The 13,320-nt window shown below is 68.7% G+C and carries 13 protein-coding genes; 10 read left to right on the top strand and 3 right to left on the bottom strand.

Annotated elements, in window-relative coordinates; all coding sequences use genetic code 11:
• Positions 1–59: 59 nt before the first annotated feature.
• Together recF and gyrB are read left to right on the top strand one after the other, a co-directional pair.
• The gene (gene recF, locus BW41_RS06145) at positions 60–1,115 is read left to right on the top strand and encodes a DNA replication/repair protein RecF (protein ID WP_037532514.1); all 1,056 of its coding nucleotides are present in this window, start codon (positions 60–62) and stop codon (positions 1,113–1,115) included.
• Between the two features lie 240 nt (positions 1,116–1,355).
• The gene (gyrB, locus tag BW41_RS06150; RefSeq protein ID WP_037532517.1) at positions 1,356–3,878 is read left to right on the top strand and encodes a DNA topoisomerase (ATP-hydrolyzing) subunit B; all 2,523 of its coding nucleotides are present in this window, start codon (positions 1,356–1,358) and stop codon (positions 3,876–3,878) included.
• A gap of 268 nt (positions 3,879–4,146) precedes the next feature.
• On the opposite strand, the gene BW41_RS06155 is transcribed toward gyrB, so the two are convergent.
• Positions 4,147–4,440: an SEL1-like repeat protein gene (locus tag BW41_RS06155; RefSeq protein ID WP_037532520.1), complete on the bottom strand. Its 294-nt coding sequence runs from the start codon at positions 4,438–4,440 to the stop codon at positions 4,147–4,149.
• Between the two features lie 78 nt (positions 4,441–4,518).
• Positions 4,519–5,364 (bottom strand): pantoate--beta-alanine ligase, encoded by an 846-nt coding sequence (gene panC, locus BW41_RS06160; protein ID WP_037532522.1) that lies wholly within the window; start codon positions 5,362–5,364, stop codon positions 4,519–4,521.
• An 86-nt stretch (positions 5,365–5,450) separates the two neighbouring features.
• Between panC and BW41_RS06165 the strand changes: the two genes are divergently transcribed.
• The 8 genes from BW41_RS06165 to BW41_RS06200 all read left to right on the top strand — a co-directional run bounded on the left by BW41_RS06165 (position 5,451) and on the right by BW41_RS06200 (position 12,808).
• Positions 5,451–6,239, top strand: coding sequence for a division plane positioning ATPase MipZ (locus BW41_RS06165; RefSeq protein ID WP_037532615.1), 789 nt, complete (start codon positions 5,451–5,453; stop codon positions 6,237–6,239).
• The gene (locus BW41_RS06170) at positions 6,236–6,496 is read left to right on the top strand and encodes a J domain-containing protein (RefSeq protein ID WP_037532523.1); all 261 of its coding nucleotides are present in this window, start codon (positions 6,236–6,238) and stop codon (positions 6,494–6,496) included. Before BW41_RS06165 ends, BW41_RS06170 begins: the two co-directional genes overlap by 4 nt.
• Positions 6,496–7,863, top strand: a complete 1,368-nt coding sequence (gene pgmG / locus BW41_RS06175) for a phosphoglucomutase/phosphomannomutase PgmG (protein ID WP_037532526.1) — start codon at positions 6,496–6,498, stop codon at positions 7,861–7,863. The genes BW41_RS06170 and pgmG overlap by 1 nt, the downstream gene beginning before the upstream one ends.
• A gap of 31 nt (positions 7,864–7,894) precedes the next feature.
• Positions 7,895–8,362, top strand: coding sequence for a PH domain-containing protein (locus BW41_RS06180; protein ID WP_037532527.1), 468 nt, complete (start codon positions 7,895–7,897; stop codon positions 8,360–8,362).
• A gap of 627 nt (positions 8,363–8,989) precedes the next feature.
• Positions 8,990–9,748, top strand: a complete 759-nt coding sequence (locus BW41_RS06185; RefSeq protein WP_037532529.1) for an exonuclease domain-containing protein — start codon at positions 8,990–8,992, stop codon at positions 9,746–9,748.
• A gap of 135 nt (positions 9,749–9,883) precedes the next feature.
• Positions 9,884–11,326 carry a sensor histidine kinase gene (locus tag BW41_RS06190; protein ID WP_200870362.1) on the top strand — a complete coding sequence of 481 codons (1,443 nt, stop codon included), beginning with the start codon at positions 9,884–9,886 and terminating at the stop codon, positions 11,324–11,326.
• Positions 11,323–11,769: a response regulator gene (locus tag BW41_RS06195; protein ID WP_037532533.1), complete on the top strand. Its 447-nt coding sequence runs from the start codon at positions 11,323–11,325 to the stop codon at positions 11,767–11,769. Before BW41_RS06190 ends, BW41_RS06195 begins: the two co-directional genes overlap by 4 nt.
• A 28-nt stretch (positions 11,770–11,797) precedes the next feature.
• Positions 11,798–12,808 (top strand): sensor histidine kinase, encoded by a 1,011-nt coding sequence (locus tag BW41_RS06200; protein WP_235199645.1) that lies wholly within the window; start codon positions 11,798–11,800, stop codon positions 12,806–12,808.
• Here BW41_RS06200 and BW41_RS06205 read toward each other — a convergent pair.
• A complete protein-coding gene (locus BW41_RS06205; RefSeq protein WP_037532537.1) occupies positions 12,805–13,281 on the bottom strand; it encodes a DUF1440 domain-containing protein in 477 nt (158 codons plus the stop codon). The genes BW41_RS06200 and BW41_RS06205 overlap by 4 nt on opposite strands.
• Positions 13,282–13,320: the final 39 nt, after the last annotated feature.

The following is a 13,320-nucleotide window of genomic DNA, read 5'->3' on the forward strand; positions in this document are numbered from 1 at the left end:
GCACGTTGCGATGCGAGGATGATTTCACCCCTGCCCGCTTTGCTATAGGCGAACCGGCAATGCTTTCGCGCCTGGTCCTGACCGATTACCGCAACCATGCGGCGCTGCCGCTCGCGCCCGGTCCCGGTTTCGTCGTGCTGACCGGCGAGAATGGCGCGGGCAAGACCAACGTGCTCGAAGCCGTGTCGCTGCTCGCCCCCGGCCGCGGGCTGCGGCGGGCGGCGCTCGCCGACATGCAGCGGCAGGGCGGCGCGGGTGGTTTCGGCATCGCCGCGACGCTCGCCGCGGCGGCGGGCGATGTCGAGATCGCCACCGGCACACTGCCCGGCGCACCCGATCGCCGCCAGTTGCGCATCCAGGGCGCGACTGCGACCGCCAATACGCTCGCCGAATGGCTGACCGTGCTGTGGCTGACCCCGGCGATGGACCGGCTGTTCGTCGAGCCCGCCGGCGAGCGGCGCCGCTTCCTCGACCGGCTGACGCTCGCGCTGCGCCCCGGCCATGCGCATCACGCGGCGCGCTACGAAGCGGCGATGCGCGCGCGCAACCGGCTGCTCGCCGCCGAACTGCCCGCCGATCCCGACTGGCTGACCGCGCTCGAGGCGCAGATGGCCGATCATGGCGGCGCGATCGCAGAGGCGCGTGAAGAGACGGTCGCGCTGCTCGGCGACGGGCTGGCGGCGCAGCCGGAGGGGGTGTTCGCCCGCGCCGCGCTCGCGCTGACCGGCTGGCAGAGCGATGCGGCGGAACTGCGCGACCTGCTGCGCGCCGGCCGCGCGCGCGACGCCGCCGCGGGACGCGCGCTCGCCGGACCGCATCGCGTCGACCTGCTCGTCACGCATCTCGGCAAGCAGCAGCCGGCGGCGCTCGCCTCGACCGGCGAGCAGAAGGCGCTGCTGCTCGGCATCGTCCTCGCCCATGCCGAGCTGGTCGCGCAACGCACCGGCCAGCCGCCGATCCTGCTGCTCGACGAGGTCGCCGCGCATCTCGACCCGCTGCGCCGCGCCGCGCTGTTCGAGCGGCTCGCGGCGCACGGGCAGGTGTGGATGACCGGCACCGAGCCGGCGCTGTTCGCCGCGATCGGCGACGCAGCGACGCGGGTCGAGCTGGGGTAACGGGCGGCGGTGCGCGGACCTGCATCCACAGGCCTGATTTCCCGTCCTCCCGCCCCTCTGTCGTGATCCCGGCGCAGGCCGGGATCCATCGTCACGGAACAGGCGTGAGGCGCGCCGACGCCGGCGTCATCGCAACCATGTCTCCCGGTCTGCGCCGGGATGACGAAAGGAGAGGAGGCCCGGCGCCCGCCCCGCCCCATTTCGCTTTCGTTCCGCCCCCGCAATCCCTATATACTCGCTATGGCAGAACCCCAGAATGCGAACGAATACGGCGCCTCGTCGATCAAGGTGCTGAAGGGCCTCGACGCGGTCCGCAAGCGCCCCGGCATGTATATCGGTGACACCGACGACGGATCGGGCCTCCACCATATGGTGTTCGAGGTCAGCGACAATGCGATCGACGAAGCGCTGGCGGGCCATTGCGACCGGATCGACATCCAGCTCAACGCCGACGGTTCGGTCAGCGTCACCGACAACGGCCGCGGCATCCCGACCGGCATCCACCCCGAGGAAGGCGTATCCGCGGCCGAGGTCATCATGACCCAGCTCCACGCCGGCGGAAAGTTCGAGAATACCAGCGACGACAATGCCTACAAGGTGTCGGGCGGCCTCCACGGCGTCGGCGTCTCGGTGGTCAACGCATTGAGCGAATTCCTCGACCTCACCATCTGGCGCGACGGCCAGGAACATTACATGCGCTTCGCCTTCGGCGACGCCGTCGCCCCGCTCAAGGTCGTCGGCCCCGCCGCGCCCGGCCAGAAGGGCACGCGCGTCACCTTCCTGCCCAGCCCGGCAACGTTCAAGATCACCGAATTCGACTTCGAGAAGCTCGAACACCGCTATCGCGAACTGGCGTTCCTCAACTCTGGCGTGCGCCTGTTCCTCACCGATGCGCGCCACGACGAGCCCAAGACGGTCGAACTCTATTACGAGGGCGGCATCGCCGCCTTCGTCAAATGGCTCGACCGCGCCAAGACGCCGCTCTTCCCGGAGCCGATCGCGATCAACGGCCAGCGCGACGAAGTCGGCATCGACGTCGCGCTCGAATGGAATGATTCCTATTACGAGAACGTCCTCGCCTTCACCAACAACATCCCGCAGCGCGACGGCGGCACCCACCTCGCCGCGTTCCGCGCCGCGCTGACCCGCACGCTCAACAATTATGCGGAGAAGTCGGGGCTGCTCAAGAAGGAGAAGGTGACGCTCACCGGCGACGACATGCGCGAGGGCCTCACCGCGATCGTCTCGGTCAAGCTGCCCGATCCCAAGTTCAGCAGCCAGACCAAGGACAAACTGGTCAGCTCCGAAGTGCGCCAGCCGCTCGAATCGCTGATGGCGGACAAGCTCGCCGAGTGGTTGGAAGAGAATCCGGCGCACGGCAAGGCGATCGTCGGCAAGATCATCGACGCCGCCGCGGCGCGCGAGGCCGCCAAGCGTGCCCGTGAACTGACCCGCCGCAAGGGCGTGATGGACATCGCCTCGCTGCCCGGCAAGCTGGCGGACTGCCAGGAGAAGGACCCCGCCAAGTCGGAGCTGTTCCTCGTCGAGGGCGATTCGGCCGGCGGCTCGGCCAAACAGGGGCGCGACCGCCATTTCCAGGCGATCCTTCCCCTGCGCGGCAAGATCCTCAACACCGAGCGAGCACGCTTCGACCGGATGATCTCGAGCCGCGAGATCGGCACGCTGATCCAGGCGATGGGCACCGGCATCGGCCGCGACGACTTCAACGCCGACAAATTGCGCTACCACAAGATCGTCATCATGACCGACGCCGACGTCGACGGCGCGCATATCCGCACGCTGCTGCTGACCTTCTTCTACCGGCAGATGCCCGAGCTGATCACCCGCGGCCATCTCTTCATCGCGCAGCCGCCGCTCTACAAGGCGACCAAGGGCCGGTCGGAGGTCTATCTCAAGGACGATGCCGCGCTCGACGAATATCTGGTCGATGCGGGCGTCTCGACGATGCTGTTCGAAGCGCCGGGCGGCACGCGCTCGGGGGCGGACCTCAAGAGCCTGCTCGATCATGCCCGCCGCATGCGCACGCTGATGCGCTATGTGCCGCGCCGCTACGATCCGGTGATCATCGAAGTGCTGGCGCTCGCCGGTGCGCTCGACCCCGAGTTCAGCCGCGACCAGCGCGCCGCGACCGTCGCCGAGGTGACGCGCCGGCTCGAATCGGGGGACGAGGAGGCGCGCTGGACGGCGCGGCTGACCGAGGACGGCGGCATCCACTTCGAGCGGCTGTGGCGCGGCGTCACCGACCATCATATCGTCGAGGCGAGCTTCCTCGCCAGCGCCGAGGCGCGCAAGCTGCACGGCCTCGCCGCCGAACAGGCGGACAGCTTCGCCGCGGCGGGCCGGCTGATCCCGATCAAGGGCGTCGCGGCGACCGCCGAAGCCGAGCCGCTGCCCGACAACGGCGACGAGCCGGAGGAGAATGCCGGCCAGATCGGCAGCGTCACCGCGACCAAGACGCGCGGCGAAAGCCTCGTCGCGCGGCCGTCGCAATTGCTCGATGCGATCCTCGCCGCCGGGCGCAAGGGGCTGGCGATCCAGCGCTACAAGGGCCTCGGCGAGATGAACGCCGAGCAATTGTGGGAAACGACGCTCGATCCGTCGAACCGGACGATGCTGCGCGTCACCTCGGACGACGTCTCGGCCGCCGACGTGATCTTCACCCAGCTGATGGGCGAAGTCGTCGAACCGCGCCGCGAGTTCATCCAGGACAATGCGCTGAACGTCGCCAATCTGGATGTGTAAAGGTTAGAGCCGGCGATAATTGAAGCGCCACACCGTCGGCTCGCCGAATCAGCGCGCGAACAGAGTTTGTGGGAAAATCGTGTCGACCGCCCCGGCGAAGGCCGGGTCCCAGTTGGGAAACTGTGGTAAGTCTCCCGTGAGCTTCACCCTGCCGGACCCCGGCCTTCGCCGGGGTGGAGCATCGGAAGGACATACGGGAAGACGTCCGCCAAAGCGCGCCCTCACAGGCGCCAACGTCTCATCGAACCGGCAGACCGTCGCCCCACCGTCAAGCCGCGCGGCGCGTCATCCCCAGCCAGTCGCGCGCCTGGCGCTGCGCCAGCGCGATCTCGCGCGCGGTCATGTCTTCGGCGACTTCGGCGCGCGCGCCGGCCGCGTCACGGAAACCGGCGACCGCGGCGAGGTTGAACCATTTGTGGGCTTCGATCAGGTCGACGACCGCGCCGGCGGTGCCGGTCTGGTAGCAGATGCCGAGGTCGTACAACGCCTCCGGCTGGCCCTGCATCGCGTCGGCGATGCGGCTGTCTAGCAGGAACTGCGCGCTTTTCGAACTAATGCCCATTGGTTGCCCCCATCGATCATGAGGGCAGATTGCGCGATTCGTCCTGAAAAATGGTTAACGTCGCAGGAACCGCACGTTTCAGCCGATCGGCTCGATCGCGACGTTATCGATCAGCCGCGTCGCGCCCATCCGCGCGGCGGCGAGCAACCGGCGCGGGCGATCCGCCGCCGGCGATTCCGCGAGCGTCTCGGCATCGGCAAGCGCGATATAGTCGACGGCGAAGCCGGCCCCGTGCAGCGCCGCCCGCGCCTCCGCCAGCGCCGCCTCAACATCGTCGCCGCGCCCGATCGCCCGCGCCGCGACGCCGAGCGCGCGCGGCAAGGCGACCGCCTTGGCCCGCTGCGCATCGTCGAGGTAGATGTTGCGCGACGACAGCGCGAGGCCATCGTCGTCGCGCTGGATCGGCACGCCGACGATCTCCACGCTCATGTCGAGATCGGCGACGATGCGGCGGATGACGGCGAGCTGCTGGAAATCCTTCTCGCCGAAATAGGCGATGTCGGCGCGCGTCTGGTTGAACAATTTGGTGACGACGGTGGCGACGCCGTCGAAATGCCCGGGCCGCGCCGCGCCGTCGAACGAGTCGCTGACCCCGCTCACCGTCACGCCGGTGGCGAAGCCCGCCGGATACATCGCCTCGACCGGCGGCAGCCAGACGCCGTCGCAGCCGTGTTCGGCGAGCAGCCGCACGTCCGCCGACTCGCGGCGCGGATAGCGGGCAAGGTCCTCGTCCGGCCCGAACTGCTTGGGATTGACGAAGATCGAGACGATCACCCTGGTCCCCGGCCGCCGCGCCGCCTCGACCAGGGCGATATGGCCGGCGTGCAGCGCGCCCATCGTCGGCACCAGCGCGATCGTCGCGCCCTCTGCGCGCCATGCGGCGACCGCCGCGCGCAGCCCGTCCAGGTCTCGGATCGTCAGCACCGTTTAATCCCTCGAACAATGAGCGCGCGGCTTCTATGAAGAGCGTCGTGACCGAGCAACCCGCCAGCATCGATAAGGAACGAACCGTGCCCGCAGGGCCACACGTCATCGTCTTCGCCAATGAGAAAGGCGGCACCGGCAAGTCGACGACTGCCGTCCATGTCGCCATCGCGCTCGCCGCCAAGGGCGCGAAGGTCGCGTGTTTCGACCTCGACCATCGCCAGCGCACCGTCGGCCGCTATCTCGACAATCGCGCCGCCACGATCAAACGCACCGGCAGCGCGCTGCCGATGCCGGTCCATGCGACGCACGACGGCGAAAGCGAGTCGGTGTTCGAGGAGACCTGGGGCCGCCTGTCCGAGGGCGCCGACTTCCTGATCGTCGACACGCCCGGTCGCGACGATTATTTCGCCCGCACCGCCGCCGCGCTGTCCAACACGTTGGTCACGCCGATGAACGACAGTTTCGTCGACTTCGACCTGATCGGCCAGGTCGATCCCGAGACGTTCAACGTCACCCGGCCGAGCTTCTATTCGGAACTGATCTGGGATGCCCGCAAGCAGCGCGCGCGCGCCGACGGCACGCAGATCGACTGGGTGGTGCTGCGCAACCGCCTGCAGCATATCGAGGCGCGCAACATGCGCCGCGTCTCCGATGCGCTCGGCCAGCTCGCCAAGCGGGTCGGCTTCCGCATCATCCCCGGCCTCGGCGAGCGCGTCATCTATCGCGAGCTGTTCCCGGCCGGGCTGACGATGATCGATTCCAAGGAGTTCGGCGCGATGGGCCTCGGCCATGTCGCCTCGCGCCAGGAGCTGCGCGAGATGATGAGCGCGCTGCAACTGCCCGAGCACAGCACGCCGGTGGTCGCCGCGTGAAGTGGCTGCTCGCGATCGCGTTGATCTGGTTCGCCTGGCGTTACCTCAAGCCCGCCCCGAAGCCGGCGCGGCTGACCGAGACGCAGCGCGCCCGCCGGCTGCTCGGCCTGCGCGCCGACGCTGACGAGGGCGAGATCCGCGCCGCGCACCGCCGCCTCGTCGCCGAGGCGCATCCCGATCGCGGTGGTTCGTCGGAGGCGAGCATCGAGCTCAACGCCGCGCGCGACCTGCTGCTCGGCGCGCTGCGGCGGGGCTGATGGCGCATCGTCTGTCGCCGGCGATCCTGCGCGAATATGACGTGCGCGGTACGGTCGGCCGCAACCTCGGCACCGACGATGCGCGCGCGATCGGGCGCAGCTTCGCGACGCGCGTCCGCGCCGCGGGCGGCCGCCGCGTCGCGGTCGGCCGCGACGGCCGCCTGTCCTCGCCGGACCTCGAAGCGGCGCTGGTCACCGGGCTGACCGCGGGCGGCGTCGACGTCGTGCGGATCGGCATCGGACCGACGCCGATGCTCTATTTCGCCGAGGCGACGCTCGCCGTCGATGCCGGCATCCACGTCACCGGCAGCCACAATCCGCGCGACGACAATGGCTTCAAGATGGTGCTCGGCCATCGTTCCTTCTACGGCGCCGACGTCCAGGACCTCGCGCGCATCGCCGCCGGGGGCGCGTGGAGCGAGGGCGCCGGTCAGGTGACCGAGGTCGACGTGCTCGACTCCTATGTCGCGCGGCTGCTCGCCGGGCATCGCGGCGGCGCCTATCGGATCGGCTGGGATTGCGGCAACGGCGCCGCCGGCCCGGCGGTGGCGCGGCTGACCGCGGCGCTGCCCGGCGAGCATCACCTGCTCTACACCGAGGTCGACGGCCGCTTCCCCCACCACCATCCCGATCCGACCGAGGAGCATAACCTCGCCGATCTGAAGGCGTTGGTCCGGCGCGAACGGCTCGACTTCGGTATCGCCTTCGACGGGGACGGCGACCGGATCGGCGCGGTCGACGGCGACGGCCGCGTCCTCTGGGGCGATCAGTTGCTCAGCCTGCTGATCGAGCCGGTGCTCGCCGCCTGCCCCGGCGCCGCGGTCGTCGCCGACGTCAAGACCTCGCAATTCGTCTTCGATCGCATCGCCGCGCTGGGCGGCGTGCCAATAATGGGCCCGACCGGTCACAGCCTGATGAAGGAGGCGATGATCGCGCACGACGCGCCGATCGCCGGCGAGCTTAGCGGCCATATCTTCTTCGCGCACGACTGGTACGGTTTCGACGACGCGCTCCACGCCGCGGTGCAGCTGATCGGCGCGGTGGCACGCAGCGGCCGCTCGCTCACCGCATTGCGCGCGGCGATGCCGCCGCTGGTCAACACGCCCGACCTGCGCTTTCCGGTCGATCCGGCGCGCAAGTTCGCCGCGGTCGACGCGATCCGCGACCGGCTCGTCGCCGCGGGGGTCGAGGTGGTGGCGATCGACGGCGTCCGCGTCACCACGCCGCATGGCTGGTGGTTGCTGCGCGCCTCCAACACGCAGGATGCGCTCACCGCCCGTGCCGAGGCGCACGATGCGGCGGGGCTCGCCACGCTGCTCGCGGAGATCGACGCCGCGCTCGCCGCCGAAGGGTTGGCGCGTGATTGACAGCCACCGCGCAGCCGATAGGCTCGGCGCCATGGTGGGGACCTATGATGCCGAACGCGCGGTCGACAGCTTCCGCTCGAGTACCAATCGCTGGCTGTTCGGCAGCTTCACCGGCTGGCTGACCATCCTGTCCTGCGCGATCGGCGTTGGCCTGGTGGTGATCGCGGTGCGCTGGCTGCAGAATCTGGCCGCCGCCTATGAGATCACCGACCAGCGGCTGATCGTGCGCCGCGGGCTGGTGATGAAATCGATCGACGAGATCGAACTCTATCGGATCAAGGATGTGCGGGTCGACTATTCGCTGGTCAACCAGATTACCGACATCGGCACGATCACCATCACCTCGAGCGACCGGACGACCGGCAATGCGCAATTCGTGCTGCGCGACATCCCCGCCGCGCGCGAACGCCGCGAAGGCATCCGCAAACTCGTCGACCGCGCCCGCCGCCTGCGCGGCGTCCGCGAGATGGATATCGACGACGAGCGCGATTACCGCTGAATAGACTATGGTGCGACCGTGGGGCGGAGATCAGCACCCAAGTTCCGCAAGGTAAAACTCTGGAACGGCCACCACACAGGTTAAGTCAGTATTCCCGCGCAGGCGAGACCTCTGCGAAAGTTTCGAAACCGCCCCGGCGAAGGCCGGGGCCCAGTTGGGAGGCCGTTGTAACTGATTGCAAGGCTTCACCAAACTGGACCCCGGCCTGCGCCGGAGTGGTACGTGAGCAGGTAAGATTGCTACTTTCGCAGAGGTTTCGCGCAGGCGGGAATGCAGTGGCGACGCGGAACAGGCGTCTATGGCACGAAGAACACTAGGCTCCCGCTTTCGGGGGAGCACTGATGCTGGGCCGGCCGTTCTCTTTGAGACGGAAAGCTATCCAGCAACCCCGAATGCCCCCATCGCGACACCCCCTCCGCGCCTCCGCGTGAACTCATTTTGAGGACCGCCCGCCGAGCGATGATGATCTCACGCGAAGACGCGAGGACGCGAAGAAGGGAGTTCACGCGGAGGCGCGGAGGGGTTTCGCGGCTTCGCGCGATCACGGCGACGTCAGCCACTCGCCGTTCCGGCACCCGCCGGACGCAAGGCTGGCAAAAGCCGCGGCGAGCGCCCATTTAGGGTGCAATGCGTCCGACCCCCCAGATCATCCGCGTCATCGACCTCGAAACCACCGGCAGCGCACCGCCCGCACATGGCGTGTGCGAGATCGGCTGGCAGGATGTCGCGCTCCAGCCCGGCGGCCGGTGGGAGCTGGAGGGCGAGGGCGGGGCGATCCTCGTCAATCCGGGGCGCGCGATCCCGCCGATCACCCAGGCGATCCACCATATCCTCGACGAGGATGTCGCCGACGCCCCCTGGTGGCACGATGTCGCGCGCCGCGTGCTCGACCCCTATCCGCGCCGCGTCGCGCTCGCCGCGCATCGTGCCGATTTTGAGCAGCAATTCTGCACGCCCAACCTGACCCATGGCCAGGACTGGATCTGCACGTGGAAATGCGCGCTGCGGCTGTGGCCCGATTCGCCGAGTTTCTCGAATCAGGTGCTGCGCTACTGGCGGCGGCCGGCGGGGCTCGACCAGAGCCGCGGCCTGCCCGTCCACCGCGCCTTCCCGGACGCCTATGTCACCGCGCATCATCTGCGCGACCAGCTCAACGAGGCGAGCGTCGCGCAACTGCTCGAATGGTCGCGCGATCCGGGGCTGATCCCGCGCGTCCGCTACGGCCCGCACCGCGGCAAGGCGTGGAGCGAGCTCGACCATGAGAGCCTGATGGCCTTCCTGACCGATCGCGATCCCGATATCCGCTTCACCGCCAATGCCGAGATGGACCGGCGCAGCGGCGGGGGCGCGGTCGGCAAGCCCAGCGCGCAGGATCTGCTGCTCTAGCCTGGGTTGACGGCTTTACCGGCAGCATCGCTGGCGTAACGACATCGGCTCGCGTAAGGCTGGGCGGTGCTGAGCAAAGTCCGCAATCCATTCATCATTTCGGAAGGCCGGCTCGGCCGCGCGCTGGTCGTCTTCATGGCGCTCGGGTTTCTCGCGCTCGTCGCCGCGGGCGCCGGTGCGGGCTGGGCGTCGCGGCAGAACGAGGCGCATACCGCCGCCGTCGCGCATACCTATCAGGTCGAGTTGGCGATCAGCAACGCGCGTCGCCTCATCGAACAGGGCGAGGCGTCGCGACGCGGCTATCTGCTCACCGCCAACCCCGACTATCGCGACGCCTATCACCGCTGGTCGGCCGCCACCCCGGCGGCGCTCGCGCGCATCGCCGATCTCACCCGCGACAATCCCGACCAGGTCGCCGCCCTGAAGCTGTTGCAACGCGAGGTCAGCGCGTTGCTCGCGCAGCGCGCGCGGACGATCGGTCTGATCGACAGCGGTCATGCCGATACCGCCACCACCCTGTTCCGCACCGAGGCGAGCGTCCGCCGGCTGACGACCATCCGCGATACGTTCGAACGGATGGCAGTCACCGAACGCCGCCTGCTCGCCCAGCGCGATGCGGCGCAGCAGGCGAGCGTGCGCGCCTTCTATATCATCCTCGGCGTCGCCGCGGTGCTGCTCGCGCTCGTCGCGCTCGCCTCGCTGCTCACCATCATCGGGTACACCCGCGATCTGTCGCGGTCGCGCGACCGGCTGCGCGACTTCAATGAGCGACTCGAGGAGACGGTGCACGAACGCACCTCCGACCTCAGCCGTGCCAATGAAGAGATCCAGCGTTTCGCCTATATCGTCAGCCACGATCTGCGCTCGCCGCTGGTCAACGTGATGGGCTTCACCGCCGAGCTCGCCGCCGCGACCACCCCGCTCGCCGAGCTGGTCGACCGGGCCGAGGCGGAGGCGCCGCAGATCGTCAGCGACGAGGCGCGGCTCGCGGTACGCGAGGATCTGCCCGAGGCGATCGGCTTCATCCGCACTTCGACGCAGAAGATGGACCGGCTGATCAACGCCATCCTCAAACTGTCGCGCGAAGGCCGCAGGGTCATCACGCCCGAGCCGATCGATCCCGCCGCCATCGCCGATACCGTCGCCGGATCGATCCGCCACCTGCTCGACGACCGCGGCATCAGCTTTTCGGTACGGCGGCCGATGCCGTCGCTGGTCACCGATCGCGTCGCGATCGAACAGATCCTGTCGAACCTGATCGAGAATGCGACCAAATATCTCGAACCCGGCCGCCCCGGCGTCATCACCGTCTCCGGCGAGGCGAAGCGCGACCGCGTCCTCCTGTCGGTGACCGACAACGGCCGCGGCATCGATCCGCGCGATCACCAGCGCATCTTCGACCTGTTCCGCCGCTCCGGCCGGCAGGACCAGCCCGGTGAGGGAATCGGGCTGGCGCATGTCCGGGCGCTCGCCTATCGGCTCGGCGGGACGATCGACGTCGATAGCGAACCGGGCCGCGGATCGACATTTCGCCTCAACCTTCCAAAGACCTACGTCAGTCAGGACAGCGCTGCATGAATGCCCATCAATCCGTCGGCATCGTCATGATCGAGGATGACGAGGGCCACGCCCGGCTGATCGAGAAGAACATCCGTCGTGCCGGCATCCTCAACGATATCCGCCATTTCACCGACGGCACCCAGGCGCTGCACCATCTGTTCGAGGCGGAGGACGGCCCCGCCAAGAACGGCCCGGCGCTGATCCTGCTCGACCTCAACCTGCCCGACATGAGCGGCACCGACATCCTCCAGCGGATCAAGGCGGAGGGCAGCCCGCTCAAGCGCACCCCCGTCGTCGTGCTCACCACTACCGACGACAAGATCGAGATCCAGCGCTGCTACGATCTCGGCTGCAACGTCTACATCACCAAGCCGGTCAATTACGAAAGCTTCGCGCAGGCGATCCGCCAGCTCGGCCTGTTCCTGTCGGTGATCCAGGTTCCCGCCTTCGAGGGTCATTGATCTGACCGACCCCGCCCTCCCCAGCGTTTTGTACATCGACGACGACGATGGTCTGCGCCGCCTCGCCGCGCGCGGGCTGGAGCGGCGTGGCTATCGTGTCACCACCGCGGCGGGGGGCGCCGAGGGGGTCAGGCTCGCCGCCGCCGCGCCGTTCGACCTGATCGCGGTCGATCACTACATGCCGGACATGGACGGGCTCGACACGCTCGCGCAGCTCGCCGAGCTGCCGGCAATGCCGCCGGTCGTCTACGTCACCGGGTCGGACGAGGGACGGATCGCGATCGCCGCGCTCAAGGCGGGGGCGGCGGATTATGTGGTCAAGTCGATCGGCGACGATTTCTTCGACCTGCTCGCCAACAGCTTCGGCCAGGTGCTCGACCGCAGCCGGCTGGCGCGTGAGAAGGCGCGGGTCGAGGAAGACCTGCGCGCCAGCAACGCACGGCTCGAGGCGCTGCTCGGCGAGGTCAATCATCGCGTCGCCAATTCGCTCCAGCTCGTCTCGGCGATGGTGCGGTTGCAGGCGAGCGCGCTCGCCGATCCGGCCGCGCGCACCGCGCTCGACGATACGCAGCGCCGGATCGCGGCGATCGCGCAGGTCCACCGTCGCCTCTATTCGGCGAATGACGTCGAGAGCGTCGACATGCGCGACTATCTCGGTTCGCTGATCCGCGAGCTCAACGACACGCTCTCGTGCGACACCGCCCCCCATACGCTGCACCTCGACGCCGAACCGATCCGGCTGCCGACCGACAAGGCGGTGTCGCTCGGCGTCATCGTCACCGAACTCGTCACCAACGCGTGCAAATACGCCTATCCCACCGGCGACGGCGGCGAAATCCGCGTCACCATGCTGCGCGAGGCGGAGGGCTTCCGCCTGTCGGTCGAGGATGACGGCTGCGGCATGGCCGAGGGGGCCGCGCCCAAGGGCACCGGGCTCGGCACACGCCTGCTCCAGGCGATGGCGCAGAGCCTGCATACCACGATTCTCTACGAACCGCGCGAGCGCGGCGTCTGCGCGACGGTGCGCGCCGCGATCTAGTCGACCGCCGCCAGCGTCGCGCGGCGGGTCGCTTCGAGCGCGAGCCCGAAAACGACGTGGCTGGCGAGGCCATAGGCGTGCGTCGCCGGCGGCGTTTCGGTCGGCCCGGGACCCCAGCCGAAGGCGGGTACGGCGAGATCGTCGAGCAACGTCGCGACGCCCACCCCGAACGCGGTGCCATAACCCGCCTTGGATTCGGGCCATTGCCGCACCGCCAGCGCATAGCCCACGCCGAGCGCCACGCCGGTCGCATAATGGACGAGGCTGCCGGCGGTTTCGCGATGCTTCTGCGTCACGTCCTCGCCGGTCACCGCCTGTTTGGCGGTGTCGGCGGCCTTGACCGTGGCGGGGTCGTCGTTGCTGCCGGTCTGGCCGAAGGCGGAGGCGCTCACCGACTGGAACAGGTTCATCGCCAGGCTGGCGACGAGACCGCCGGCGACGCCGGCGGCAAGGGTCTTGGCGATCGACGGCACGGGCGCTCCTTGGGCTAGATCAGCTCGGACAACGCGCCG

This window comes from Sphingomonas sp. RIT328, from assembly GCF_000632225.1.
In the GTDB taxonomy this organism is placed as follows: domain Bacteria; phylum Pseudomonadota; class Alphaproteobacteria; order Sphingomonadales; family Sphingomonadaceae; genus Sphingomonas; species Sphingomonas kyungheensis.